The 24054-nt window shown below is 67.1% G+C and carries 24 protein-coding genes; 7 read left to right on the top strand and 17 right to left on the bottom strand.

Features of this window, described 5'->3' with window-relative positions:
* Positions 1–62 precede the first annotated feature (62 nt).
* Together pheT and pheS are read right to left on the bottom strand one after the other, a co-directional pair.
* Positions 63–2606, bottom strand: a complete 2544-nt coding sequence (gene pheT, locus AC5RUO_RS11695; RefSeq protein ID WP_494010395.1) for a phenylalanine--tRNA ligase subunit beta — start codon at positions 2604–2606, stop codon at positions 63–65.
* 2 nt (positions 2607–2608) lie between these two features.
* Positions 2609–3670: a phenylalanine--tRNA ligase subunit alpha gene (pheS, locus tag AC5RUO_RS11690; RefSeq protein WP_494010396.1), complete on the bottom strand. Its 1062-nt coding sequence runs from the start codon at positions 3668–3670 to the stop codon at positions 2609–2611.
* A 197-nt stretch (positions 3671–3867) separates the two neighbouring features.
* Between pheS and AC5RUO_RS11685 the strand changes: the two genes are divergently transcribed.
* From AC5RUO_RS11685 to AC5RUO_RS11675, 3 genes are read left to right on the top strand one after another with little or no spacing between them, the layout of a single operon-like run.
* Positions 3868–4362 carry a hypothetical protein gene (locus tag AC5RUO_RS11685; RefSeq protein WP_494103565.1) on the top strand — a complete coding sequence of 165 codons (495 nt, stop codon included), beginning with the start codon at positions 3868–3870 and terminating at the stop codon, positions 4360–4362.
* Positions 4359–5039 carry an SIMPL domain-containing protein gene (locus tag AC5RUO_RS11680; RefSeq protein WP_494103564.1) on the top strand — a complete coding sequence of 227 codons (681 nt, stop codon included), beginning with the start codon at positions 4359–4361 and terminating at the stop codon, positions 5037–5039. Before AC5RUO_RS11685 ends, AC5RUO_RS11680 begins: the two co-directional genes overlap by 4 nt.
* Before the next feature lie 46 nt (positions 5040–5085).
* Positions 5086–6186, top strand: a complete 1101-nt coding sequence (locus AC5RUO_RS11675; RefSeq protein ID WP_494103563.1) for an Rv2578c family radical SAM protein — start codon at positions 5086–5088, stop codon at positions 6184–6186.
* Positions 6187–6256: 70 nt separating this feature from the next.
* Here AC5RUO_RS11675 and AC5RUO_RS11670 read toward each other — a convergent pair whose 3' ends face one another.
* Positions 6257–6706 (bottom strand): (deoxy)nucleoside triphosphate pyrophosphohydrolase, encoded by a 450-nt coding sequence (locus AC5RUO_RS11670; protein ID WP_494010400.1) that lies wholly within the window; start codon positions 6704–6706, stop codon positions 6257–6259.
* A 164-nt stretch (positions 6707–6870) separates the two neighbouring features.
* On the opposite strand from AC5RUO_RS11670, the gene AC5RUO_RS11665 reads away from it, so the two are divergent.
* Together AC5RUO_RS11665 and AC5RUO_RS11660 are read left to right on the top strand one after the other, a co-directional pair.
* Entirely contained in the window at positions 6871–8079 is a 1209-nt protein-coding gene (locus tag AC5RUO_RS11665; protein ID WP_494103562.1) for an MFS transporter, read from the top strand.
* 232 nt (positions 8080–8311) lie between these two features.
* Positions 8312–8587, top strand: coding sequence for a GlsB/YeaQ/YmgE family stress response membrane protein (locus tag AC5RUO_RS11660; RefSeq protein ID WP_258805493.1), 276 nt, complete (start codon positions 8312–8314; stop codon positions 8585–8587).
* A 113-nt stretch (positions 8588–8700) separates the two neighbouring features.
* Here the strand turns inward: AC5RUO_RS11660 and AC5RUO_RS11655 are convergent, their stop codons facing one another.
* The 4 genes from AC5RUO_RS11655 to infC all read right to left on the bottom strand — a co-directional run bounded on the left by AC5RUO_RS11655 (position 8701) and on the right by infC (position 11531).
* Complete coding sequence (locus AC5RUO_RS11655) at positions 8701–9609, bottom strand: TrmH family RNA methyltransferase (protein ID WP_494010402.1); 909 nt, start codon at positions 9607–9609, stop codon at positions 8701–8703.
* A 61-nt stretch (positions 9610–9670) separates the two neighbouring features.
* Positions 9671–10063 (bottom strand): 50S ribosomal protein L20, encoded by a 393-nt coding sequence (gene rplT, locus AC5RUO_RS11650; protein WP_009358634.1) that lies wholly within the window; start codon positions 10061–10063, stop codon positions 9671–9673.
* A 115-nt stretch (positions 10064–10178) separates the two neighbouring features.
* On the bottom strand, positions 10179–10373 hold the full coding sequence (gene rpmI / locus AC5RUO_RS11645; protein ID WP_009358635.1) for a 50S ribosomal protein L35: 195 nt from the start codon (positions 10371–10373) through the stop codon (positions 10179–10181).
* A gap of 120 nt (positions 10374–10493) precedes the next feature.
* The gene (infC, locus tag AC5RUO_RS11640; protein WP_494010403.1) at positions 10494–11531 is read right to left on the bottom strand and encodes a translation initiation factor IF-3; all 1038 of its coding nucleotides are present in this window, start codon (positions 11529–11531) and stop codon (positions 10494–10496) included.
* Between the two features lie 388 nt (positions 11532–11919).
* Between infC and AC5RUO_RS11635 the strand changes: the two genes are divergently transcribed.
* Positions 11920–12306 (top strand): DUF1844 domain-containing protein, encoded by a 387-nt coding sequence (locus AC5RUO_RS11635; protein ID WP_009358637.1) that lies wholly within the window; start codon positions 11920–11922, stop codon positions 12304–12306.
* A 157-nt stretch (positions 12307–12463) separates the two neighbouring features.
* Here the strand turns inward: AC5RUO_RS11635 and AC5RUO_RS11630 are convergent, their stop codons facing one another.
* From AC5RUO_RS11630 to AC5RUO_RS11595, 8 genes are all read right to left on the bottom strand, one after another.
* Positions 12464–13765 (bottom strand): MFS transporter, encoded by a 1302-nt coding sequence (locus AC5RUO_RS11630; RefSeq protein WP_494010404.1) that lies wholly within the window; start codon positions 13763–13765, stop codon positions 12464–12466.
* Positions 13766–13821: 56 nt separating this feature from the next.
* Entirely contained in the window at positions 13822–14700 is an 879-nt protein-coding gene (locus AC5RUO_RS11625) for an SseB family protein (protein WP_494103561.1), read from the bottom strand.
* Positions 14701–14726: 26 nt separating this feature from the next.
* A complete protein-coding gene (priA, locus tag AC5RUO_RS11620) occupies positions 14727–15473 on the bottom strand; it encodes a bifunctional 1-(5-phosphoribosyl)-5-((5-phosphoribosylamino)methylideneamino)imidazole-4-carboxamide isomerase/phosphoribosylanthranilate isomerase PriA (RefSeq protein WP_494051589.1) in 747 nt (248 codons plus the stop codon).
* A gap of 41 nt (positions 15474–15514) precedes the next feature.
* On the bottom strand, positions 15515–15673 hold the full coding sequence (locus AC5RUO_RS11615; protein ID WP_494010407.1) for a hypothetical protein: 159 nt from the start codon (positions 15671–15673) through the stop codon (positions 15515–15517).
* On the bottom strand, positions 15674–16438 hold the full coding sequence (hisH, locus tag AC5RUO_RS11610; RefSeq protein ID WP_494010408.1) for an imidazole glycerol phosphate synthase subunit HisH: 765 nt from the start codon (positions 16436–16438) through the stop codon (positions 15674–15676). It abuts the gene before it with no gap.
* Complete coding sequence (gene hisB, locus AC5RUO_RS11605) at positions 16435–17061, bottom strand: imidazoleglycerol-phosphate dehydratase HisB (RefSeq protein ID WP_133349866.1); 627 nt, start codon at positions 17059–17061, stop codon at positions 16435–16437. The genes hisH and hisB overlap by 4 nt, the downstream gene beginning before the upstream one ends.
* 63 nt (positions 17062–17124) lie before the next feature.
* A complete protein-coding gene (locus AC5RUO_RS11600; protein ID WP_494103560.1) occupies positions 17125–18243 on the bottom strand; it encodes a histidinol-phosphate transaminase in 1119 nt (372 codons plus the stop codon).
* Between the two features lie 113 nt (positions 18244–18356).
* Complete coding sequence (locus AC5RUO_RS11595) at positions 18357–18770, bottom strand: LysM peptidoglycan-binding domain-containing protein (RefSeq protein WP_494103559.1); 414 nt, start codon at positions 18768–18770, stop codon at positions 18357–18359.
* A 472-nt stretch (positions 18771–19242) separates the two neighbouring features.
* Between AC5RUO_RS11595 and lexA the strand changes: the two genes are divergently transcribed.
* Positions 19243–19977: a transcriptional repressor LexA gene (lexA, locus tag AC5RUO_RS11590; protein ID WP_494010411.1), complete on the top strand. Its 735-nt coding sequence runs from the start codon at positions 19243–19245 to the stop codon at positions 19975–19977.
* Positions 19978–20049: 72 nt separating this feature from the next.
* On the opposite strand, the gene AC5RUO_RS11585 is transcribed toward lexA, so the two are convergent.
* Positions 20050–22107 (bottom strand): ATP-dependent DNA helicase, encoded by a 2058-nt coding sequence (locus AC5RUO_RS11585; protein WP_494010412.1) that lies wholly within the window; start codon positions 22105–22107, stop codon positions 20050–20052.
* On the bottom strand, positions 22100–23680 hold the full coding sequence (gene hflX / locus AC5RUO_RS11580; protein ID WP_494051583.1) for a GTPase HflX: 1581 nt from the start codon (positions 23678–23680) through the stop codon (positions 22100–22102). Before hflX ends, AC5RUO_RS11585 begins: the two co-directional genes overlap by 8 nt.
* Between the last annotated feature and the right edge of the window lie 374 nt (positions 23681–24054).

The raw sequence follows: 24054 nt of genomic DNA, 5'->3' as shown, positions 1-24054 counted from the left end.
GCCCCGCCCCTGAAAAGCCGCCTGTGCAAGGCTGCCCTGCTGAGAGACTGCCCTGGCCGCCGCTAGCGCTGCACTGCCCCGAACCGTTCCGCGGCGAGGGCCACTGCACTTTCGCGCGCAGCCGAAGCTTCGTCGGCCGTCAGCGTCCTGTCCGCGGCGCGGAAGCGCAGCCCGAAGGCCAGCGACTTCTTGCCGTCCTCGATCCCCTTGCCGGCATAGACGTCAAAGAGTGCAACGTCCTCCAGCAGTTCGCCGGCTCCCTCGCGGAGCGCAGCCAGCACGTCGTCCGCGGGGACATCGGCGGGCACCACGAGCGCCACGTCCTGGGTGGCCACCGGGAACGGGGAAATGTGGCGGGCAACAATGACATCCGGCGCGGCCTCGAACAGCGCGTCGGCGTTGAGTTCCAGCGCCACGGACCGCGCGGGCATGTCCGCGGCAGCAAGCAGCTTGGGGTGCAGCTCGCCCGCGTAGCCCACCACTTCGCCGCTGCGCAGCGACAGCCGTGCAGCACGGCCCGGGTGGAACGCCTGGTGGCTGCCCTGCGTCACCACCAGCTCGACGCCGAGCACGTCACCGGCCAGGCGGGCGACGTCCAGCGCATCCGCCCAGTCCCAGGCCCGGGGTGCGTGGGCGGCTGCTGCCGGCGAATCGTGCCCGGTGAGGACCGCTGCGACGTGGAACGGCTGGGCCGGAACGCCGTCGTACAGCGCATCCAGCACCTCATCGGCGGGCTTGGCGCCCAGCGGCGGGATGGATGGGGTGCCCACCGTCCCGCCGGGCAGGAATACCAGGCCGGACTCGAACAGCGCCAGGTCCCGGAAGCCGCGTGAATGGTTGCGCTTGGCCACCTCGATCAGTCCCGGCAGGATGGAAGTGCGCAGGTAGCCCTGCTCCTCGCTGATCGGGTTGGCCAGCTTCACCGCGCTGCGGGCAGCACCTTCCTCGGCCACACCGAAAGTGTCGTTGGCTGCCTTGGAGACGAACGGGTAGGACAGCACCTCGGTGAGCCCGGCGTCCGCCAGCGCCTGGATAAGGCGGCGGCGCTGCTGCTGCACCCGGGTCAGGCCGCGGCCCGGAGGGGCCACGGGCAAGGTGGCGGGGATCTTGTCGTAACCCACCAGCCGGGCAATCTCCTCGGAAAGGTCTTCCTTGGTCTCCAGGTCGTGGCGCCAGCTCGGGGCAGTCACGGTCCAGCCGCCGTCGTTCTTCACGACGGCCGCGCCCAGGTCCTCCAGGGACGTGACGATCTGTTCCTCGGTGAAGTCGATGCCGATCCGGGCCGCGGCAAAGCCTGCAGGCAGCTCGATGGTCACGGTGTCCGGGGCGGTGCCCACGTCCGTGCCGGTCGTGTCTGCCGTGCCGCCGGCAAGCTCCACCAGCAGGTCCACCACACGCTGGGCCGCCACGCCGGCCACCTGCCAGTCGACGCCGCGCTCGAACCGCTTGGACGCTTCGGACGGCAGCTTGTGGCGGCGCCGGGACCGGGAGATGGACACCTCGTCGAAGTGCGCGGCCTCCACCAGGATGTTCGACGTCGAATCGCCCACCTCGGTTGCCGCCCCGCCCATCACGCCGGCGATGCCGATGGCACCCGAGTCATCGGTGATGAGCAGGTCCTCGGCGTCGAGGGTGCGCTCCTTGTCATCCAGGGTGGTGATCTTTTCGCCGGCGGCGGCGCGCCGCACCACGATGTCCCCGGAGAGCTTGTCCAGGTCGTAGCAGTGCGTGGGCTGGCCCAGTTCGAGCATGACGTAGTTGGAGATGTCTACCGGCAGCGAGATGGAGCGGATGCCGGCCAGCCGCAGCCGGGACACCATCCAAGGCGGGGTGGGGCGGGTGGCGTCCACGCCACGGACGGTGCGTGCCACGAAGCGGTCGCAGCCGGGCTTGCCGTAGATGGGCGCGTCGTCGTTCAGTTTGACGCCGTAGCCGCCGGAGAGCTCCGCCGGGACCTGGACCTTCGCCGCAGGATCGGTAAAGGCGGTGCCGGTGGCGTGCGCGTACTCGCGGGCCACCCCCCGGATGGAGAAGGCGTAGCCGCGGTCCGGGGTGACGTTGATTTCGGCGGCCTGGTCGTAGAGGCCCAGGAGCTCCATGGCGTCGGTGCCGACCTCGGGGTCCAGGCCGATGCGGGACAGCACCAGGATGCCGTCGTGGTCCTCGCCGATGCCCAGTTCCCGCACCGAGGCAATCATGCCGGCGGACAGGTGGCCGTAGGTCTTCCGGGCGGAGATCTGGAAGTTGCCGGGCAGAACGGCGCCTGGAAGGGTGACCACAACCTTGTCGCCTTCAACGAAGTTGTGGGCGCCGCAGATGATTCCCTGCACGCCGGACGGGTCGATGCCCTTGCCGGTGAGCTTCTGCTCCTGCCCTTCCGGGACAACCCGGACCTGGCACCAGTTGATGGTCTTGCCGTTGGTCTGCGGTTCCTTGACCAGGCTCAGGACCTGGCCCACCACGATGGGACCCTGCAGGGCATCGGTGGGACGGTGCACGTCCTCTTCTTCGAACCCGACCTTGACCAGCTCGGCCATGACGTCTTCAGCCGTTGCTCCGGCCGGTACCTCTGCGAATTCACGCAGCCAGGAAAGTGGGATACGCACTGTTAGATCTCCATCCCGAAGTGCTCGCTGAAACGTACATCGCCTTCGATCATGTCGCGCATGTCGCCCACCTCGTTGCGGAACATGAGGGTGCGCTCGATGCCCATGCCGAAGGCAAAACCTGAATAGACGTCCGGGTCGATGCCCGCGGCGCGGAGCACGTTGGGGTTGACCATGCCGCAGCCGCCCCATTCGATCCAGCGCGGGCCGCCCTTGGCACCGGGGTGGAAGATGTCCAGCTCGGCGGACGGCTCGGTGAACGGGAAGTAATTGGGACGCAGCCGGATCTGGGCCTCGTCACCGAACATCTGGCGGGCGAAGTGCTCCAGCGTGCCGCGGAGGTCGGCCATGCTGAGGTTCCTGTCGATCGCCAGGCCCTCGAACTGGTGGAACACCGGGGTGTGGGTGGCATCCAGTTCGTCGGTCCGGAACACCTTGCCCGGGCAGAGCACATAGATGGGCACCTCGCGCTCCAGCATGGAGCGCACCTGTACCGGCGAGGTATGCGTGCGCATCAGGAGGTGGGCTTCGGGGGGCTCCACGAAGAAGGTGTCCTGCATTTCACGCGCCGGGTGGTCCGGCTTGAAGTTAAGGGCATCGAAGTTGAACCATTCCGACTCGACTTCCGGGCCCTCGGCGATTTCCCAGCCCATGCCCACGAAAATGTCCGCCACGCGGTCCTGAAGCGTGGACAGCGGGTGCCGGGCACCGGCGCGACGGCGGCGCGGAGCCGCCGTGACGTCCACGGTCTCCTCGAGGAGGATCCGCGCATCGTTTTCCGCTTCCAGCACGGCCGTGCGGTCGGCGAGCGCCTTGTTAACCCGTCCGCGGGACGCGCCCATCAATTTACCGGCGAGCGCCTTCTGGTCTTTCGGCAGCTTGCCGATCTCACGGTTGGCAAGGCTGAGCGGGGACTTCTCCCCCGTGTGCGCGAGCCTCACCGCCTTCAGCTCTTCAAGGGTGGCCGCACCGGCAATGGCGGTGATGGCCTGGTCTACAGCGGCGTTGATGGCGGCTTCATCCGTGGGGTTCGGTGCAGCGGCGCCCGGCAAAGTTTCAGTCATCTACTGTTCTTAGCTACGAGTCGTGGCTGCCGGCGAGCAGAGCACCTGCACGGTTTCCCGGCGGCGCGTCCGTCACTGGCAGGTCATGGATGAATGCCCTCAAATTCAGTTCATTCAATGACCAGGTCAGGGCCCGCCGGAGAAACCGGCAGGCACTGCCCTCCAGTCTAATTGAACCCTCCGGCTACCATGGCCTCATGACACTGCGGCGGCGCCCGGGATCCCTACCGCCCCTGACCGCTGCCCAGCGGCTGCGGCGGGCAGTCAACCTCGCCAACGGCAGCACCGTGCTGGGACTCGCGGTTGCCGCCGTTGCGCGTATACGGCCTGTCGCCGGACCGCGCGGACTGGTGCTGGCCGGCGGATACCGCTGGCGCCTGCCCTTCGCCCGCGCCTTCACCCTTGGCAACGTGGTGCTGTGCCGCGGCCCGGCTGAGGACCTGCTGTCCATGCCCGGGTTGCTGGGCCACGAGGAGCGGCACTGCACGCAGTACGCCTGGTGCGGTGGCGTTCCTTTCCTTCCCCTGTATCTTCTGGCCGCGGGCTGGTCCGTCCTGCAGACCGGGAATCCGGGGACCGCGAACCTCTTCGAACGGCACGCGGGACTGGCCGCCGGCGGCTACCCTTCCCGCGCCTCCACCCGGCCCGGTTTGCAGCGCAGGACCGCGGGCCACCGGGAAGCAGGGGCGTGACCGTGGGCGCCGCGGACAGCCTGGAACAGAAGGGCCCTGCCGGCACGGTCACGGTGACAGGAACCGGGCGGGCGGAAGCAGCCCCTGACCTGACGTTCGTTACCCTGGGCGTGGAAACCCGGGCCGCTTCGGTCGACGCCGCCTATTCCGGTGCGGGCGCAGCCCTGGCATCGGTTACCGAAGCCCTGCGCGCCCGGGGCGTGGCGGCGCCGGACATCCAAACCACCGGCCTGAATGTGCGGGCGGATTACGTGTGGCGCGAGGGCGAAGGGCAGCAGGTGACAGGCTATGTGGCCTCCAGCTCGCTTGCTGTCCGGCTGCGGGATGCCGCCGCCGTGTCCGCGCTCATCGCCGAAGCTGTCAGGGCAGGCGGCAACGACGTGCGCCTCAACAACCTTCAACTCACCCTTGCCGATGATTCGGCGGCCAGGGAGCGCGCCCGGGCGGCCGCCTGGGAAGACGCGCTGCGGGCTGCGCGCCAGTTCGCCGGCCTGGCCTCAGCAAGGCTGGGCCGCGTGCTGTCCGTGACCGAACACGCCGCCGGACAGGTACCGATTCCCCTGGCAGGCTTCCAGCGCGCCAGCGCGGCCGAGGCCATCGCGGTGGAGCCCGGGACAAACCGGCTGGAAACGGCGGTAACGGTGGCCTGGGAACTCGAAAGTTTGCCGCCCGCCTAGATCCGCCGGCCTTGACATTTATTCGAACATGTTTTCGAATGGGGCTATGAGATGGGACGCCCAAGCACTGGTTCCGGCCACGGAAGCCGGCGGTCCGGGTCCCGCCCTCCTCCCACTGGCGGGGCTGGTTCGCTCGGTCACCACCCCGGAATTCGCCGGGATCACCTTCCATGAGGTCACTGCAAAATCGGTGCTCAACAGGGTTCCGCCAGGTTCACGCATGCCATTTGAATGGACGGTCAACCCTTACCGCGGCTGCAGCCATGCCTGCGTCTACTGCTTTGCGCGCAAGAGCCACACCTACCTGGACTTCGACGCCGGCCTGGACTTTGACAGCCAGGTGGTGGTCAAGGTGAACGCGGCTGAGGTCCTTCGTAAGGAACTGGCCAAACCGTCGTGGACACGGCAGCAGGTGGCGCTGGGCACCAACACGGACCCCTACCAGCGGGCCGAGGGACGGTACAAGCTCCTGCCCGGCATCATCTCCGCACTGGCCGATTCAGGCACTCCCCTGTCCATCCTCACCAAGGGCACGTTGCTGGCGCGGGATATCCCGCTGCTGAAAAGTGCCGCCACCCAGGTTCCGGTGGGGCTCGGAATATCGCTGGCCATGACCAACGAGGCCCTTTCCGAAGCGATCGAGCCGGGAACCCCGGGGCCGCGTGCACGGCTCAAGCTGGTGGGCCGGCTTCGCGAGGCCGGCCTCCCCTGCGGGGTGATGGCCATGCCTATCCTTCCCTGGCTTTCGGACAGCGACGAAGCGCTGGACGCGCTCTTCGCCTCGCTGGCGGCGGCAGGCGCAACGGGCGTGACGGCCGGAGCCCTGTACTTGAAGCCCGGTACCCGCGAATGGTTCCTGAAGTGGCTTGCCGCAAACCATCCCGAACTGGTGGCCCGCTACCGTCAGCTGTACGGCGCCGGATCCTATGCATCCAAGGAGTACCGGGGCTGGCTTGCCGCCAAGGTCCGCTATTTCAAGGCCAGGCACGGGTTCACGCATTCCTCCGGATTCAGCCACCGGGACCTGGACGATCCCCGTGGAGAGGAAGCGGAGTATCCGGCAGGCATCATTCCGGAAGCTTCAGGAAGCCCGGAGGCGGGACCCGCCCGGCCCGGCGGACAGGCCGGGCAGCCAACCCTTTTCTAGGCCTGCCCAATCCCCGGGTGCCCCGCGTTTCCCGGTGTTGCACAAATTGGGGGCCCAGAGTGTGCCCGTGCTAGTTCCGGGTCCCGCCGGCAGGCACTGACACCTTGTCGAGCAGCGCTCGGACAATCGGGAAGTCCGCGGGGATCCAGGGCAGGCCAAGCACGGCGGCAGGATCGGCAAGCGGTACCCAGCGAAGTTCATCGTGGTCTTCCAGGGGCCGGGGTTCTCCACGGGTGACCTCCGCGAACCACACCCGCATGGCGGCGCGCTCATTCAGCGGCCAGCCGCCGGTATCTGCGGCGGGCAACTCGTTGCCCAGCCTGACCCCCACGCCCAGCTCCTCGAGCAGTTCCCGCACGAGTGCCGTCTCGGCGTCCTCGCCCGGCTCCACCTTGCCGCCGGGGAACTCCCACATGCCCGCAAGGCTTTCGGGCGCGCTTCGCCGTGCCACCAGCAGCATCGCCGGTTCAGCCAGGCTGTCCACGATGGCTCCGCCCACAACCCGTATCAGTTCAGTCACCGCCCCATTCTATGGGGGACAATGGGAGCACCCGGAGTCCCTACCTGCCGGGACGGGGAATACAGCTTCCCCCTCCGGGGTTTCCGCCTTCGGACCCCGTCCTTCCCGCCCCACCGCCGTGGCAGCACCAGTTCCGTCAGCAACCCCCTTCGAAAAGCAGGCATATGAGCAGCGCCCTCTCCACGTCCACGGCAGCCCCCACCACCTCCCCCAACCTGGCCATGGCCATCATTGCCCTTGCCATGGGCGGCGTGGGCATCGGCGTCACCGAATTCACCATGATGGGCCTGCTGAAGGAAGTGGAACAGGGCCTGGGCATCAGCACCCCCGAGGCCGGGCACCTCATCTCCGCCTACGCGCTGGGCGTGGTGGTGGGGGCGCCCCTGCTCGCCGCCGTGGGTGCCAGGCTTCCTCGCAAGCATCTTGCCCTCGGCCTGATGCTGTTCTTCACCGTGGCAAACCTGACCTCCTTCCTGGCACCGGACTACGGGACCATGCTGGTGTCCCGCTTCGCTGCCGGCCTGCCCCACGGCGCCTTTTTCGGCGTGGCGGCGGTCATCGCCGCCTCCCTGGTTCCGCCCACCAGGCGCGGCTGGGCCATCTCCATGGTGATGGCGGGGCTCAGCATTTCCAACGTGGTTGGCGTGCCGTTCGCCACCTGGCTGGGCCAGACCTACGGCTGGCGGCTGCTCTTTGTCCTGGTGGGCTTCATCGGGCTGCTGACCCTGGCCCTGGTGTGGCGCTTCGTCCCGTTCCAGGCCGCGCACCCCGACGCGAGCATCATCCGGGAACTCGGTGCGCTGAAGCGGCTCCAGGTGTGGCTGGCCATCCTGATTGGTGTGGTGGGATTCGGCGGCTTCTTTGCCACCTACACGTACATCGCGCACACCATGACCCTGGTTGCCGGGATCCCGTCCTCCCTGATTCCCCTGGTGGTGGCGCTCTACGGGCTTGGCATGGTGGCTGGAAACATCGTGGGCGGGCGGATCGCTGACAAGTCGGTCATGGGCACCCTCTACAAGGTGCTGCCCGCCATCTCAGTGGCACTGGTGGTCTATGCGGTGGCCGCACACTGGCCTTGGTCGGCCTTTGCCATGGTGTTCGTGGTGGGCGCGTCCGGGTCCATGCTGATCCCCGCCCTGCAGACCCGGCTGCTGGACGCATCCCCGGATGCCCCCTCGCTGGCGTCGTCCCTGAACCACGCCGCCCTGAACGTCGCCAATGCCCTGGGTGCCTTCCTGGGCGGACTGGTCATCGCGCTGGGCTGGGGCTACGTGGCACCGGCCCTGGTTGGTGCCGTCCTCGCCATCCTGGGACTCGGCGTCGCCATTCTCAGCGGCATGCTGGAACGCCGGAAGCCCTTGCCTGCCTGAGCCCGGGCCGTAACCGAAAGGGAACTCCCAACAATCCTGGCCCCAACCGGCAAGGTCACGGAACAGCCTCCACCCCGTGCCCCATGAACGGGCTCCAATGGACTCCCGGCGCCCGTAGGGCAGATTCAAGCGGGCGCCGGAAGTGGCCCTAATCCTGCTGACATCAAGGGGCCGTTATGTTAGCTTGAGGCTCATCGGGACGATTAAATCCCGGTAACCGTAAGGAGGAGACATGGGTTTTCTTGCTTGGATTATTCTCGGCCTCATCGTAGGTGCCATCGTCAAGGCGGTCATGCCCGGACGGGTCGGCGGCGGTTGGGTCACCAGCCTGGTACTGGGCGTTGTGGGCGCCATCGTTGGCGGCTGGATCGGCAGCCTCGTGTTCAACCGGGGCGATCTGGCCTTCTTTGACCTCGGCACCTGGATTCTCGCTATCGTCGGCGGCCTTGTTGTTGCCGGCATCTACGGGGCCATCACCGGACGCGGGAAGGCCACCCGCGCACCCTGATGCGTCCCGTCAAGTGAAGTTCATTGGCACCAAGGGCCCCGGACGTTTCCGGGGCCTTTACTTGTGCCCGGCATGCCCCCAAAGCACCAGGATCAGATGGGGACCCCGAACCGTCAGGTGGTGACTGCGGCCGGCTGCTGTGAACGCGCACTCGCGTAGAGGCACACTGTGGCGGCGGTGCCCAGGTTGAGGCTTTCCGCAGCACCGTAAACGGGAACGGCAACCCGGTGGTCAGCCAGTGCCAGCTCGTCCGGGGAGAGTCCCTGCGCTTCGTTGCCGAACAACCAGGCGGTGGCTGCAGCAAGGTCGTACGCGGATTCCGGACCGGCACCGGTAAGCCTGCGCCTGGCGTTCTCGTCCTGCAGCGCGTCCAGGTTCAGGGTGCCATAGCCGTCAGCAGCCAGGATGCCGATCCCCCTGGCCTTGCAGGCCGCAGCAACTGCTGCAGCATCCGCCCCCAGCACCACCGGCAGATGGAACAGGGAACCGGCTGTCGAGCGGACGGCCTTGGGATTGTAGATGTCCACGCTGGAAGCGGTGAGGACAACCGCGTCGGCCCCGGCCGAGTCGGCCGCCCGCAGGACTGTTCCGGCGTTCCCCGGGTCGCGGACCTGGCAGAGCACGGCGATCAGGCGGGGCCCGGCGTCGAGCACGTCTTCCAGTGCCACGTCCAGGAAGCGGCACACGGCGATGATGCCCTGCGGGTTGACGGTGTCCGCCATCGCGGCAAGGACCTCGTCCGTGGCGAGACGGGCGTTGGTTCCCGCGGCCAGCTCCTCGAATTCCGGAAAGCGGTCCAGGCATGCCTCGCTGGCGAACACCTCGGAGACCACGCCGGGGGCTCCTGCGGCAAGGCGCTCCTGGTGCAGTTTCAACGCCTCGCGCACGGCCTGCGGCCCCTCGGCCAGGAAGTGCCCACGCTTTAAACGGGCCGGGCGCCCTGCAAGCTTTGCCACGTCCCTGACCCGATCAGCTCGGGGGTTGGACAGTGGAAAGTCTTGCGGGCGCCCGGTTTTGTTCATAGAAGAACTCTAGTGGCTGCTGCCACCGGTTCCTGAACTGCCCCTGGGACGGGGCCGGGTGCTACTTGGCAGCAACAACCTTCTTGGCGGAGGTGTCGGCCGGCAGCGAGTCCTTGGCGACCTGGACCAGCGCAGCGAAAGCGTTGGCGTCGGAGACAGCCAGCTCTGCAAGCATGCGGCGATCAACCTCAACCTCAGCAGCCTTCAGGCCCTGGATGAGGCGGTTGTAGGTCAGGCCGTTCGCACGGGAGGCAGCGTTGATGCGCTGGATCCAGAGGCGGCGGAAGTCGCCCTTCTTCTTCTTGCGGTCGCCGTAGCTGTACACAAACGAGTGCAGCAGCTGCTCTTTGGCCTTGCGGTAGAGGCGCGACCGCTGTCCGCGGTAGCCCTTCGCCCGTTCAAGGACAACCCGGCGCTTCTTGTGGGCGTTGACCGCCCTCTTCACACGTGCCACGTGCGTACTCCTTCAAAATCTGATCCCAAGCATCTACTGCCGGAGTTCCGGCGGCCTGAGAAGGCTTTTTTACAGGTGGCCGGCACCAGTCAGTGCCAGCCAAAGAACTTGGAAATTAGATGCCGAGCATCTTCCGGATGACCTTGGCGTCGCCCTTGAAGACAATCTTGTCGCCAGCAAGGCGGCGGGTCAGACGGCTGGACTTGTGCTCCAGGTAGTGGCGGCGGTTAGCCTGCTGGCGGCGCAGCTTGCCGCTGCCGGTCAGCTTGAAGCGCTTCTTAGCACCACTGTGGGTCTTCATCTTCGGCATGGGAACCGATCTCCTTACGTTTCCGCAGGCTATGCCTGCAGCTGTATCACGCAGCCGACCTGTGAAGGGCGGCATGCTGGTTGCTGTCTGCCGTCGGGCGGAACCTACGGCAGCTGTGAACTAAGTGGTCTTCTTGCCAGCCGGCTTCGGCACTGCCTTGGGGGCAGGGCGTGCAGCAGGCTTCGGCGCCGCAGGCCTAGCCACCGGCTTCGGCGGCGCAGGAACAGCTGCCGGCTTGGGAGCCGCAGCCGCCGGAGCAGCCTCGGACTTTTCCGTTGCTGCCGGCTTGGGAGCCGGCACGGCAGCCTTGGGGGCTTCCTGCTTCGGAGCCTCCTGCTTGGGGGCTTCCTGCTTCGGAGCCTCCTGCTTGGGGGCTTCCTGCTTCGGAGCCTCCTGCTTGGGGGCTTCCTGCTTGGGAGCCTCCTCCTGGGGTGCTTCCGGAGCTTCCGCGGGTGCTTCGGCTGCGGCTGCAGGCTCGACGGCGGGGGCCGGCGTCTGCTCCGGAGCTTCGGCGGGTGCTTCCGCTTCAGTCGACGTCGTGAAACCTTCAGGCAGCAGGTCGGCCAGTGACTGCGTCATGGGTGCCTGGTCCTGGCCGGAAACGTCGATCCGGCCGGCTGCCTTGGCTTCGTTCTGCGCCTTCGCTTCCGCACGCTGCGTTGCGCGGCGCGCCTCGGCCTTGGCTTCAGCCTTGTTCTTCAGCGGGCCGACCACCATGACCATGTTCCGGCCGTCGATGCGGGGGCTGGACTCGACTACGCCGACCTCGGCGACGTCGTCGGCAAAACGCTGGAGCAGGCGGATACCCATTTCCGGGCGCTGCTGCTCGCGGCCACGAAACTGGATCATGGCTTTGACCTTGTCCCCGGCACCAAGGAAGCGCAATGCGTGTCCGCGCTTGGTCTCGTAGTCGTGGGTGTCAATCTTCAGGCGGAAACGGATTTCCTTCAGAACGGTGTTCGTCTGGTTCTTCCGGGCTTCACGTGCCTTGACTGCGGCCTCGTACTTGTACTTGCCGAAGTCCATCAGCTTGCACACCGGAGGCTTCGCCTGAGGTGCAACTTCAACGAGATCAAGGTCGGACTCGGCAGCCAGACGCAGGGCATCCTCGATACGGACGATGCCTACCTGTTCACCTGCAGGGCCGACCAGCCGCACCTCGGGGACGCGGATACGCTCATTGATTCTTGGCTCGCTAATGTTAAAGCTCCTGTTTTTGTTGTGGAATCCGGCAAATAGAGAAGGCCCCCAATTGCCGGAGCAATCGAAGGCCTCTTGGCGGCTGGTACATGCAAGCCCCACAAGGGGACCGCAAGCATGGTTCCGGCGTACAACCGGGCTATGCCCAACCAGTACCCGGCAACCTTGAGTTCCGGAAGTGTTCTGGTGAACCTTTGGAACAGCGGCTGACGCGGGTGGGAGAGAACTCCGCTTGCAAACTGCATGCCATTCTACAGAAAAAATTCCCGTCAGCGCCGGAAAGCGCCGGTGGGAACCTCGTCTTTGAAATAACGACATCCAGTTGGTCTGTGTCAAGCTTACCAGTATGAGCACGCCAGACAGTAATTCATACGTTTTCGACTCCGCCGGCTCCGGCGCCGATGTCTCCCAACAGATCCGGGATATTTCCGAAGTGCCGGCCATCGAGGTCATCACCACCGCCGCTGTCCACCTGATGAGCGCCGCCGCGGTCAAGCTTGGCCTTGCCGCCGAGGAAAACGCCGCGGAGCTGAAGGACCTGGACGAGGCGCGCAAGCTGATCACTGCCCTGGCGGGCCTGGTGACTGCCGCTGCACCGGAGATCGGTTCGCAGCACGCAGGACCCTTGCGCGACGGGCTGCGCTCGCTCCAGCTTGCTTTCCGCGAAGAGTCCCTGATCCCGGATGCCCCGGGCAAGGGTCCGGGCGAGAAGTACACGGGGGCCGTCAACTAAGGCAGCACGCTCCCGGCAAACCGCGACGGCGGGCCGGCCTTCCGGGGCCGGTCCGCCGTCGTCGTTCCCAGGAGTTTTCGTCCAGATAAGTCGACCTGCAGGCCCCGGAAAACACCATATCTGGACAAAAACTCGGGGGGAGAAATAGGGGGGCGGCTCAGGCCGCAGCCTTCCGGCGGCGCAGCTGGAGGACCAGGCCCACCAGGCAGAGGACCACGCCGGCGACTCCCACGGACACGAAGCCGCCGGAGGAGCCCATAACGTCGATGAACACCCCGGCGAGCGGCGAGCCGAGCGCGACGCCCGCGGTGAGCGCTGAGCCGTACCAGCCCATTGCCTCGCCGCGGCGTTCCTCGGAAACGAGGTCCGCCACCTTCTCCGAGGCCGCGGACAGCACCGGAGCGCACAGCAGCCCCGGCAGGACGGACAGCAGTGCCAGCGTCCAGGTGTCCGAGGCAAACCCCATGGGGATGGTGAGGGCGGCCATGCCGAGCAGCAGGAGGATCGGTGGCACCGGCCGGTGCATGGCACCGTACAACAGCCCTCCCACCACCGAGGCCGCGCACCAGAACAGGAAGACGATGCCGATCTCGCTCTGCCGGCCCCCTGTTTCCAGGGCTGCCACGATGCCTACGTCGGTGCCGCTGAGGACCATTCCGGCGCCCGCGGCCACGGCGAAAAGCGCAGCCACGGTTGCCGTGAACCAGGCGAAGTTGTGGCTGACCTTGCCGCGGAGGCCGGACGGCGCCCGGGAGGCGGCAGGACCCAGTTCGGCGGCCGCTTCCTGCAGGTGGGCCGGGGCAGCGGCCACCATGGCAGCCTCTGCTGCATGGCGCTGGTCAGCCTCGCTCTCTTCCTTCTGTCCTGGTGCCTGTTCCGGGCTGCGGGTGGGCGGGTTGAACCATATCAGGAAAAGCCCCGCCAGCGACGTCGCCAGGCCCACGACCGTCAGGCCCGCCGTGGTGAAGCCGCTGGTGGCGACCACCGCACCGGCGGCCGGGCCGATCATGAACACCATTTCGGTGGTGATCGCGTCAAGGGCGTAGGCGGTTCGCCGCTGGTCGCCGTCGGCCAGCACGCCGAGGGACTGGCGCACCACGCTGAAGATGGGAAGGGTCAGCAGACCGCCCACGAAGACCAGCGGGAGGAGCCACTGGTAGGACACGTGCGGAACGATGGACCAGATCACTGCCTCGGAGATGACGGACGGGACCAGAGCTTTGCGCAGCCCGGCGGTGTCCACCCTGCGGCCACGCCAAGGGGCGCCCAGGGCGATTCCAATGGTCATGACCGCGGCCGCGGCACCGGCGGCAGCGTACCCCTGCCCGAGCGTCAGGACGATGTGGAGGGTCAGCAGCACGCCGGCCGCCGAGTGGGGTATCCGGGCAATCATGCCCACGAGGAGCAGCCTCCGGATGGGCCGGACGGCCAGCAGCTCCCGGTAGAGGGCGAAATTCACGAGGTGGTCCTTACGTCTGCCGCAGCGGACCGGGGATCATCCCGCCTGGCTGCCGGCTACTCTGCTGCGCGCCGCAGCTTGATCTCGATTGAGTCGACGCGCTCCCCAAACAATACATTCCGCGACCACTCCGCCTGGAGTCCGGCCACCAGCTGCTGGACGCCGGCAGCGTCCAGGCCTTCTTCGAGGTAGAGAACCACCTGCAGTTCGGGTCCGGCTCCACCGCCCGGAATGGCTGTCCCGTCAGCCGCCCGCGCCGCCACTCCCCTGCCGGGCAGCAATTCGATCCGGCGGACCGCAGGGAAGCTGCCTGCCGCCCGTCCCATTTCTTCGGCAAGGCCAGCGTCCAGGTACGAGGGAACCCAGTCCTGCTGCTGGGCAAGGGCCCAGACCGCGGGCCGGCGGACCACGAAAGTTACGTCGGCGCCCGGGTCCAGCACCAGGAGTTCCGCGCCCTCGGCCACTGCGGACAGCGCCGCACGAGCGGCATAGACGGCAACCGGGCGGGCCTCGGGGTGCCAGGCGGAAAGCGCCGCGGCCGACGTAAAGGCGGGCATGGCGGTCCTGCCGTCCGCGGCTTTCAGCGTGACCAGGGCCATGTCCGCCTGCTTGTCGGCCTGCAGGCCATGGGACGACTCTTCCTCTTCGGCCAGCTGGGCCACGATGGGGATGAAGACGCGTGCCGTGGCGAGGGAGGCGACGACGGACGATTCGCTGCCCGTGCCTGCCCGGAGGCCGGCCACCGCGGTGAGGTAACCGGCGTCGGCCGTTCCGTCGTCGTCCTCGAAGTTGTGGATCTTCGCGTCGTCACCGGCGAGGCTGCGGCCGGCCCACGGCCTGCCTGCCGAATCCGTTGCTCCCCCGGCGCCGGCCAGCGCGGCCGCAATGTGCCCGGGCAGTGGGCGTGACGGGGGTGTCCCTGGTTCGCTGGCCATACGGCTGCTTCCGTGCTGTCCGCGGCCTAGCGGCGGCCGGCGACGTCGAGGGCTTCGGGCAGCGTGAAGGCGCCTGCGTAGAGTGCCTTGCCCACAATGGCGCCTTCGACGCCGAGGGGAACCAGGGAGCGCAGCACCTTCAGGTCGTCCAGGCTGGAGATGCCGCCGGAGGCCACCACGGGCTTCCCCGTCTTCTCCACCATCTGGCGCAGCAGTTCGACGTTGGGGCCCTGCAGCGTTCCGTCCTTGGTGACGTCCGTGACGACGTACCTTGCGCAGCCGGCGTCCTCGAGCCGGTCCAGGACCTCCCAGAGGTCCCCGCCTTCCTTGGTCCAGCCACGCCCTGCGAGGGTGGTTCCGCGGACATCGAGGCCGACGGCGATTTTGTCGCCGAAGCGCTCGATGACCCGCCGGGTCCATTCAGGGTTTTCCAGCGCGGCGGTGCCGAGGTTGACGCGGGCTACACCGAGGCCAAGGGCGGCCTCAAGGGATTCGTCGTCGCGCAGGCCGCCGGAGAGTTCCACCTTGATGTCCAGCCGGCCTACCACTTCCCGCAGCAGCTCGGCGTTGGACCCCCGGCCAAAGGCCGCGTCCAGGTCCACCAGGTGCACCCATTCGGCACCCTGCTGCTGCCAGTTGGTGGCGGCCTCCAGCGGTGTGCCGTAGCTCGTCTCGCTGCCCGCTTCCCCCTGGACCAGCCGGACGGCCTGCCCGTTCACGACGTCGACGGCGGGCAGCAGTTCAAGGACCGGCAGATCGTTTGCGGTGGTCATGTTCTTCCTCAGGGTTGGGTGCGGGGGTTGGCGGGGCGCGTTCAGGTGGCCGGCAGCGTCAGCAGGTAGGCGGCCAGCAGGGACATGCCCGCCAGGACGTAGAACGATATCTGTGTCCACAGCGGCTTGTGCTGCTGCCGGAAGGACAGGGCTCCCCCTACCAGCAGGCCGGCCAGCCCCATCAGGACAATGGACCACATCTAGGCGGGACCGCCGGCCGGGTCCGACTGGCTGCCGGAGGCAGGCTGGGCCGCGGGCCGGTGCAGGGCCTCCACCCAGTTCCGCAGCAGGCGCGCGCCGGCATCCCCCGACTTCTCGGGGTGGAACTGCGTGGCGCAGAGCGGGCCGTTTTCGACGGCGGCGATGAACGGGGCACCATGCTCGGACCAGGTAACCAGGGGCGGCGCCATGCGCGGCTGGATGACGTCGAAGTTCCATTCCTGCACCCCGTAGGAATGCACGAAGTAGAAGCGTTCGTTCTCGACGCCGGCAAAGAGCTTTGAGCCTTCCGGTACCTTGACGGTGTTCCAGCCCATGTGCGGCACCACATCGGCGGGCAGGAGTTCCACCTTGCCGGGCCACTCCCCAATGCCTTCTGCCTCCGTGCCGTGTTCCACGCCGGCCTCGAAGAGCACCTGGAGGCCGACGCAGATACCGAGGACGGGCCTGCCCCCGGCAACCCGCCGTCCGATGAGGCGGATGCCGTCGACGGCCTTCAGTTCGCGCATGACGGTTTCGAAGGCGCCGACGCCCGGGACCACCAGGCCGTCGGCGTTCAGGACGTCCTCGGGCTTGGCGCTGAGCACTACCTCGGCGCCGGCCCGTTCCAAAGCACGCACGGCCGAACGGACGTTCCCCGAACCGTAGTCCAGCACCGTGACGGTGGGCTTTCCTTCGGGGGAAGGCAGCTTCCGGCTGGCGGACGGATCGATAATTGCGCCGTCCTTCAGGACCTGGCCGCTCACAGGGCACCCTTGGTGGAGGGGATGCCTTCCACCCGGGGGTCCGGTTCCACGGCTGCGCGCAGGGCGCGCGCAAACGCCTTGAACTGGGCCTCCACGATGTGGTGCGGGTCGCGGCCGGCGATGACGTTCATGTGCAGGCAGATGCCGGCGTGCAGGGTGATCGCCTCGAAGACGTGGCGGGTCAGGGAGCCAGTGAAGTGGCCGCCGATCAGGTGGTACTCCTGGCCCGCGGGCTCGCCGCCGTGCACAAGGTAGGGCCGGCCTGACACGTCCACGACGGCGTGGGCCAGTGCCTCGTCAAGGGGAACGGTGGCTTCGCCGAACCGGCGGATCCCCGCCTTGTTCCCCAGCGCGGTGCGCAGCACCTCACCGAACGTGATGGCCACGTCTTCCACGGTGTGGTGGACGTCGATGTGGATGTCCCCGGTGGCCTTGACCGTCATGTCGATGAGCGAGTGCTTGCAGAGCGCCGTGAGCATGTGGTCGTAGAAGGGCACGGACGTGTCGATGTCCGAGACGCCGGTACCGTCGAGGTTTATCTCCACGAGCACGGACGACTCACTGGTGGCGCGCTCCATGCGCGCGGTCCGGGCCGCGGCCGTGTTCGATCCGGTGGAACTCATGGTCAGGTGTCCTTTTTGCGGGAGAAGGAGTTTGGCACGGCGTCCAGCGCCGGTACTTCAAGTCTAGGCGGGAAGCGCAGCCTGGCTGGCAAGGATGCTTTCCAGGGCGGTGAGGAATGCTGTGGTTTCGGTCTCAGTTCCTGCCGTGACGCGGAGGTGGCCGGGGATCCCGACGTCGCGGATCAGCACGCCCGCGTCCAGCAGTTCCTGCCAGACCTGGCGGGGGTTCTCCAGGCCGCCGAAGAAGACGAAGTTGGAGTCCGAGGCTGCGGGCTTGAGTCCCAGCCGCGTCAGTTCGGTGACGATGCGGTCGCGCTGCTTCTTGATGTCTTCGACGTCGGCCATGAGGGCTTCGCGGTGCTGCAGGGCCGCCAGGGCTGTTGCCTGCGTGACGGCGGACAGGTGGTAAGGCAGGCGGACCAGGCGCAGGGCATCCGTGACTTCGGGGGCTGCCGCCATGTAGCCGAGGCGTGCACCCGCGAGGGCAAACGCCTTGCTCATGGTGCGGGAAACGATCAGCCGCTCCCGTCCGGGCAGGAGGGTCAATGCGCTGGGGGTGCCGTCGTGGGCGAACTCGTGGTAGGCCTCGTCCACAATGACGATGGTTTCGCTTGCTGCTCCGGCCTCGTAGACGGCTTCCACCACATCCAGCCCGAGACCGGTGCCGGTGGGGTTGTTGGGTGAGCAGAGGAAGACGATGTTGGGCTGGAGGTCCTTCACCTGGCGGGCCGCGGATTCGGCGCTCAGCCCGTAATCGCCGGCGCGTTCGCCCTTGATGTATTCGGTATCCGTTCCGCTGGCCAGCAGCGGATACATGGAATACGTGGGCGGGAAGCCAAGCGCTGTGCGGCCGGGACCGCCAAAAGCCTGGAGGATCTGCTGGAGCACTTCATTGGAACCGTTGGCGGCCCACAGGTTGGACTCGTCCAGTCCGTGGCCCAGGTACTCTGCCAGCGCCCGGCGGAGCTCGGTGAACTCCCGGTCCGGATACCGGTTGAGGCTGGTGGCGGCCTCGGCAACGGCTGCGGTGATGGCAGCCCGCACGTCGGCCGGAACGCCGTGCGAGTTTTCGTTGACGTTCAGGAGGATGGGGACATCCAGCTGGGGCGCCCCGTAGGGGGTCAGCCCGCGGAGGTTGCTGCGGAGGGGAAGCCGGTTCAGACGCTCTAGCTGGTCACTCACCTGAACAGTTTAGTGGCCGTCACGGAGACCGGAAAATGTGACAGCCGGTGTTCGCGCCGGGCGTGCGGCCTGCGGCAAGGCCGCACCCGGCGCATGTTGGGGCGGACGCTGCCTCAGCTGGTGGGGACGTACAACTGCTGACCGGGCAAGACCGCCCCTGCAGGGAGGTTGTTCAGCTGGACGATGTCAGCAACCACATCCCGGGCATCACGGTCGGGGGCGACAGTTCCAGCGATGGACCACAACGACTGTCCGGACTGGACTGTAACGGTCACCGTGGGAGTCACCGTGAGGTCTTCAGCAGTGTCGGAGGCCTTGGCCGGCGAGTTAAAGAACCCTGCCAGGGACAGCAGCAGGGCCGCCAGCAGCACGAGCGGGATACCGATCAGGACGATCTTCCCCCGCCGGGTCAGGCGAAGGGGAGGCAGGGGCGCCGGGCCCCCCGGGGTACCGGGCGTGGCGTGCTGCAAAGCCTGCCGGGCAGGGGCCTGCGGAGCGTTTGCCTGCGAAGCGGATATAGCTGACATGTCTGAGCCCTCCTGGACCGTCCTGTGCTGCCTGGGAAAAACCGTGCTGTGTTGCATGTAGTGCCGGTACTGCCTGTACTGCGTTTACTACCTGTATTCGTCCACCGCCTTGGTGCGTTCACCGCCTTAGTGCGTTCACCGCCTGGGGGCGGAGACTGGCGCCTCGCTGCTGTACAGGCTCCAGCCTGCCCGGCACCACTGACATTTCGGCTCCAGTATTCGAACGTCTTTCGAATAGCGAGCACTTGACTAGAACACATATTCGAACTTTTGCCTTCTCCAGTTTTAGCACCTATCAACGAATAATGTCGAGACTCGCTAGAACAAATGTTTGAAAAAGCAAAGTGGCTGGCCTAGCTTTGAAACAGGAAACAACCACCCTTGAAGCTGATCAGCAGGGTCTGACAAAAGGGCAAGTCACCCAGTCCGGAGCCTTGGAAAGCCCGGTGGCAACCGAAAGGCATTGGCGAATATGGCAGCAGCAGCCACCGGGGGCAGGACAGCCTCGCAGCCGAAAAGGGCCGCGAAGGGGCTCACGCCGCGGCAGAAGAAAATTCTGGAAACCATCCAGCGCTCGGTCAACGAGAACGGCTACCCGCCCTCGATGCGCGAAATTGGCGACACCGTTGGCCTTGCCAGCCTGTCCAGTGTCACCCACCAGCTCTCCCAGCTGGAGAAGCTGGGCTACCTCCGGCGGGATCCGAAGCGGCCCCGGGCCATGGAGGTACTCACGCCTCTCACGCTGGATGGCGGACCCGCAAAGACCGGCGGTCCTTCGGTTTCACTGCCCCAGGATGCGGCTGCCACAGTAACGGAGCTGCCCACCGCAGTGGACACCGCCATGGTGCCACTGGTCGGCCGGATCGCCGCCGGCGGTCCCATCCTGGCCGACCAACTGGTGGAGGACGTCATGCCGCTCCCCCGCCAGCTGGTGGGACAGGGCGAGCTGTTCATGCTTCGGGTGGCGGGCGATTCCATGGTGGACGCCGCCATCTGCGACGGTGACTGGGTGGTGGTGCGGCGCCAGGCGGATGCCGCCAACGGCGATATCGTGGCGGCGCTCCTGGACGATGAGGCCACGGTAAAGACCTTCCGCCAGCGTGACGGCCATACCTGGCTGCTCCCGCAGAACACCCAGTACGAACCGATTCTTGGCGACCACGCCACCATCATGGGCAAAGTGGTCTCGGTCCTGCGCTCGCTCTAGGGAGAGCAGGACCAACAACTCCATAGTTCGAAAAAGACGGCACCTTCCCGGTACACGGGCGGGTGCCGTCTGTCAGTTGGCCTCCGCGGCCAGCCGCTCAAGGGCTGCTACCGCTGTCTTCCGGTCCGTTGTGGCCCAGAACGGGGGCAGCGCCCCCCGCAGGAATCCGGCGTAGCGCTCGGTGGCAAGGCGTGAATCCAGCACCGCCACCACTCCCTTGTCGCCGGTGGACCGGATCAGGCGGCCTGCCCCCTGGGCCAGCCGGATGGCGGCATGGGTTGCGGACACCGACATGAACCCGTTGCCGCCTGCCTGCGCCACCGCACGGGACCGCGCCGTCATGAGCGGATCATCAGGCCGCGGGAACGGGATGCGGTCAATGACCACCAGCCGGCACGATCCGCCCGGGACGTCTACTCCCTGCCACAGGGACATGGTTCCGAACAGGCAGGTGTCCGGTTCGTCCGCGAATTGCTTGACCAGGGCCGTCATGGTGGAATCGCCCTGGCAAAGGACTGTCACACCGAGCTTGGGGCGAAGCGCCTCAGCTGCTTCCTCGGCGGCGCGCCGTGAGGAGAACAAGCAGAGCGCCCCGCCGCCGGATGCGCGGATGAGCGCCTCCAGTTCGGCCAGCGATTCCGGCGACGCGCCACGGCCCGGTTTGGGCAGGTGGCCGGCAACATACAGGATGCCCTGTTTCGGGTAGTCGAAGGGCGAGCCCACGTCCACGCCGGTCCAGCTGGGGGCGCCGTCTCCCACCAGGCCGAGACCCCCGGCGGCGGGCTCGAACGCTGATCCGATGGCCAGGGTGGCGGATGTCAGGATCACGGTGTGATCGGCAAAGAGGCCCTCCCGCAACCGGCCTGCCACGGACAGCGGCGCGATGTTGACCAGCACGGGCGCGGACTCGTCAGGCTGCGAATACCCCTGGCCGGGGTCGAAGGAACTGGCACGCGAGAACCACACCACTTCCCTGTTGTCCCGGGCCGCAAGCAGCCGCTCGCACAATTCCAGGATGAGCATCAGGCGGGACCGGGCAAGCTGCCTCCCGCCGTCGGGCGTCGTGCTGCTGTCCCCCTTGGAATCGGACAGCGCCGCGCGGCAGGCCTCACGCAGCTGGTCGATGCAGTCCAGCTGTTCGTCGTTCAGGCCGTTGGGCAGCAGCCCGTTCGGCGCGCCCGCGAGGGCCATTTCCAGGTTGGCGGCGGCGGCGTTGAGGGCGTCCACGGTGATGGCCGTGTGTTTCCGAGCGCTGGCGGCGGCGGCGTGGACCATGGCAACGGAGAGCTGGCCGGTGACGGCTCCCGTGACCCGGTCCTGCAGCTCGTGGGCCTCGTCCACCACCACAACGTCATACTCTGGCAGGACGGCCAGGCCTTCGAAGGCGCTGACAGCCAGCATGGCGTGGTTGGTGACCACGACGTCGGCCTCCGCCGCATCCTGGCGTGCCAGCTCGCTGAAGCATTCCGCAGCCAGGGGGCACTTCTGTGAACCCAGGCATTCCATCGAGGTCACCGAGACCTGCCGCCAGGCGCGGTCGGTCACACCGGGAAGGAGTTCGTCACGGTCGCCGGTGGCGGTCTTCTCCGCCCACTCGCGCAGCCGCACCACCTCCTTGCCAAGCTGCGACGCGGGACCGCCGACCGTTGCGGCAAAATGCGGAACACTGTTGTCCTCCCCCAGCGAAAACAGCTGCCCCTCTGCGGGCTCCTCCGACGGGAACCCCCCTTCGAGCTTGTGCCGGCAGACGTAGTTGGAACGGCCCTTGACCAGTGCCACCTTCACCGGCCGGTCCAGGGCAGGAGTGATCGCCTTAAGGAGGCGGGGCAGGTCCCGGCCCACGATCTGCGTCTGCAATGCCAGCGTGGCGGTCGAAACCAGGGCAGGCTTGTTGCTTTCGAGGGCGTGGGCAATCAGCGGAACCAGGTACGCGAGGGACTTGCCGGTGCCGGTTCCCGCCTGAACCAGCAGGTGGTTCCCCGTTTCGATGGCGCGCGCCACCTGCCTGGCCATTTCGTGCTGCCCGGTGCGGCTCTGCCCGCCCATGGCGGCAACGGCCCGGTCGAGCAGCTCGATGACGAACTGCCCGCCGGCCGTGTCCGTGGCTTCGCCGGCCACGAGGTCAGTCATTCGCGGCGAAGGGTTCCAGTTCGGCCGCCAGGCCTTCCCGGACCATGACGACGGCCCGGGTACCTGCCTCGACGTGGTCAAGGCTGATGATTTCAGCGTCGGAGTCGTGCAGTTTGCTGAGCAGGTCGCCGCGGTTGTAGGGAAGGAGCAGTTCCATCTTGACGCTGGGCCGCGGGATGGATTCGCTGATTACGCGGAGCAGTTCCGCGATCCCCTCACCGGTACGCGCCGAAACCACCACGTGGCGCGGCTCGCGCTGCTTAAGCCGCTCCACCACGAAGGGGTCCGCTGCGTCGGCCTTGTTCAGCACGATGATCTCCGGGATCTTGCGCGCATCCACCTCGCTGAAGACCTTGCGGACGGCAGCAATCTGGCCTTCGGGATCCGGGTGCGAGGCATCCACTACGTGCAGGATGAGGTCGGCGTCAGCCACTTCCTCCAGCGTGGAACGGAAGGCCTCCACCAGTTGGGTGGGCAGGGACCGGACAAAACCGACCGTATCCGCCAAGGTGTACCCCAGACCGTCCGCCGTTTCGGCCTTGCGCACCGTGGGGTCCAGCGTGGCGAACAGGGCGTTTTCGACCAGCACGCCCGCGTCCGTCAGGCGGTTCAGCAGGGAAGACTTCCCGGCGTTGGTGTAACCGGCGATGGCCACGGAGGGAACGGCATTACGACGGCGGTTGGCGCGCTTGGTTTCGCGGGCCGGCTTCATCGCGGCGATTTCGCGCCGCAGCTTGGCCATGCGGGTGCGGATCCGCCGGCGGTCCAGTTCGATCTTCGTCTCACCGGGGCCGCGGGAGCCCATGCCGGCGGCCGCGCCGCCCACCTGGCCACCGGCCTGGCGGGACATCGACTCACCCCAGCCGCGGAGGCGGGGAAGCAGGTACTCGAGCTGCGCGAGCTCAACCTGCGCCTTGCCTTCCCGGCTCTTGGCGTGCTGGGCGAAGATGTCCAGGATCAGGGCAGTGCGGTCGATGACCTTGACCTTGACGATGTCTTCAAGCCCGCGCCGCTGGGACGGGGCAAGTTCGGCGTCGACGATCACGGTATCCGCGCCGGTGGACATCACGATGTCCTTGAGTTCCTGGGCCTTTCCGGAGCCCAGGAACGTGCCGGGATCCGGCTTGTCCCGGCGCTGCACCAGGCCGTCCAGCACCTCTGAACCGGCTGTCTCGGCAAGTGCCGCGAGCTCGCGGAGCGAGTTTTCGGCGTCGGCAAGGGTTCCCTCGGACCAAAGCCCGGCCAGGACCACGCGCTCCAGGCGCAGCTGGCGGTATTCGACTTCGGTGACGTCTTCCAGTTCCGTGGAGAGGCCGGCGGTGCGCCGGAGGGCGCGGCGTTCCTCAAGGTCCTGCTGGTCGCCGTCGAACGTGGTGTGCTCTTCGTCCAGGCGGGAGATGGCCTGTGCCGCACCCAGCACGGGCTTGCCGTTGCCGCGTTCTTCTCCGCGGGGCGTGCTGAGATTCCTGGCCGGTACGTCCTTGGAGAGAATCCGGTCGATCACAGCCTGGATTTCCGCAGGGCTCATGTCCTGGGCGGCTGGTTCGGATCCGGTGTTGGGCTGGCTGGTCATGGTCTCCTTTGAAGATTCGGCAGTTCCAGAATAGTGCCGATTGCTGGTCTGTGGGGAAGTATTCGCGCTGGGCTGACGGCCTGCGGTCATGCAGTTCTCCTGGGATGTTGGGCGCCGGCGCGCCGGAAGGCGGCCGCGGGCGCGGGTGCCGCATCACGGAAGGCGGCGGAACGGGAACGTGCCGGAGAATCGGCGAAAAGACCAGCGGATGCTGACTTTCGAGTATTGTCCGGCTGCCGGAACAGACATGTTGGGTCTGGTCCGGTGCACAAGCGGAAGGTGATGAAAACCTGCGTCGCCGTGGGACTGGCCGTCGCTGGAGGACGGACTGCGGGACGGGCGGTGCCCGTACCGGCTACTCGAAGATCAGGAAC

Source organism: Arthrobacter sp. Y3221087 (genome assembly GCF_059089905.1).
This window is presented reverse-complemented; position numbering and strand designations above follow the sequence as displayed.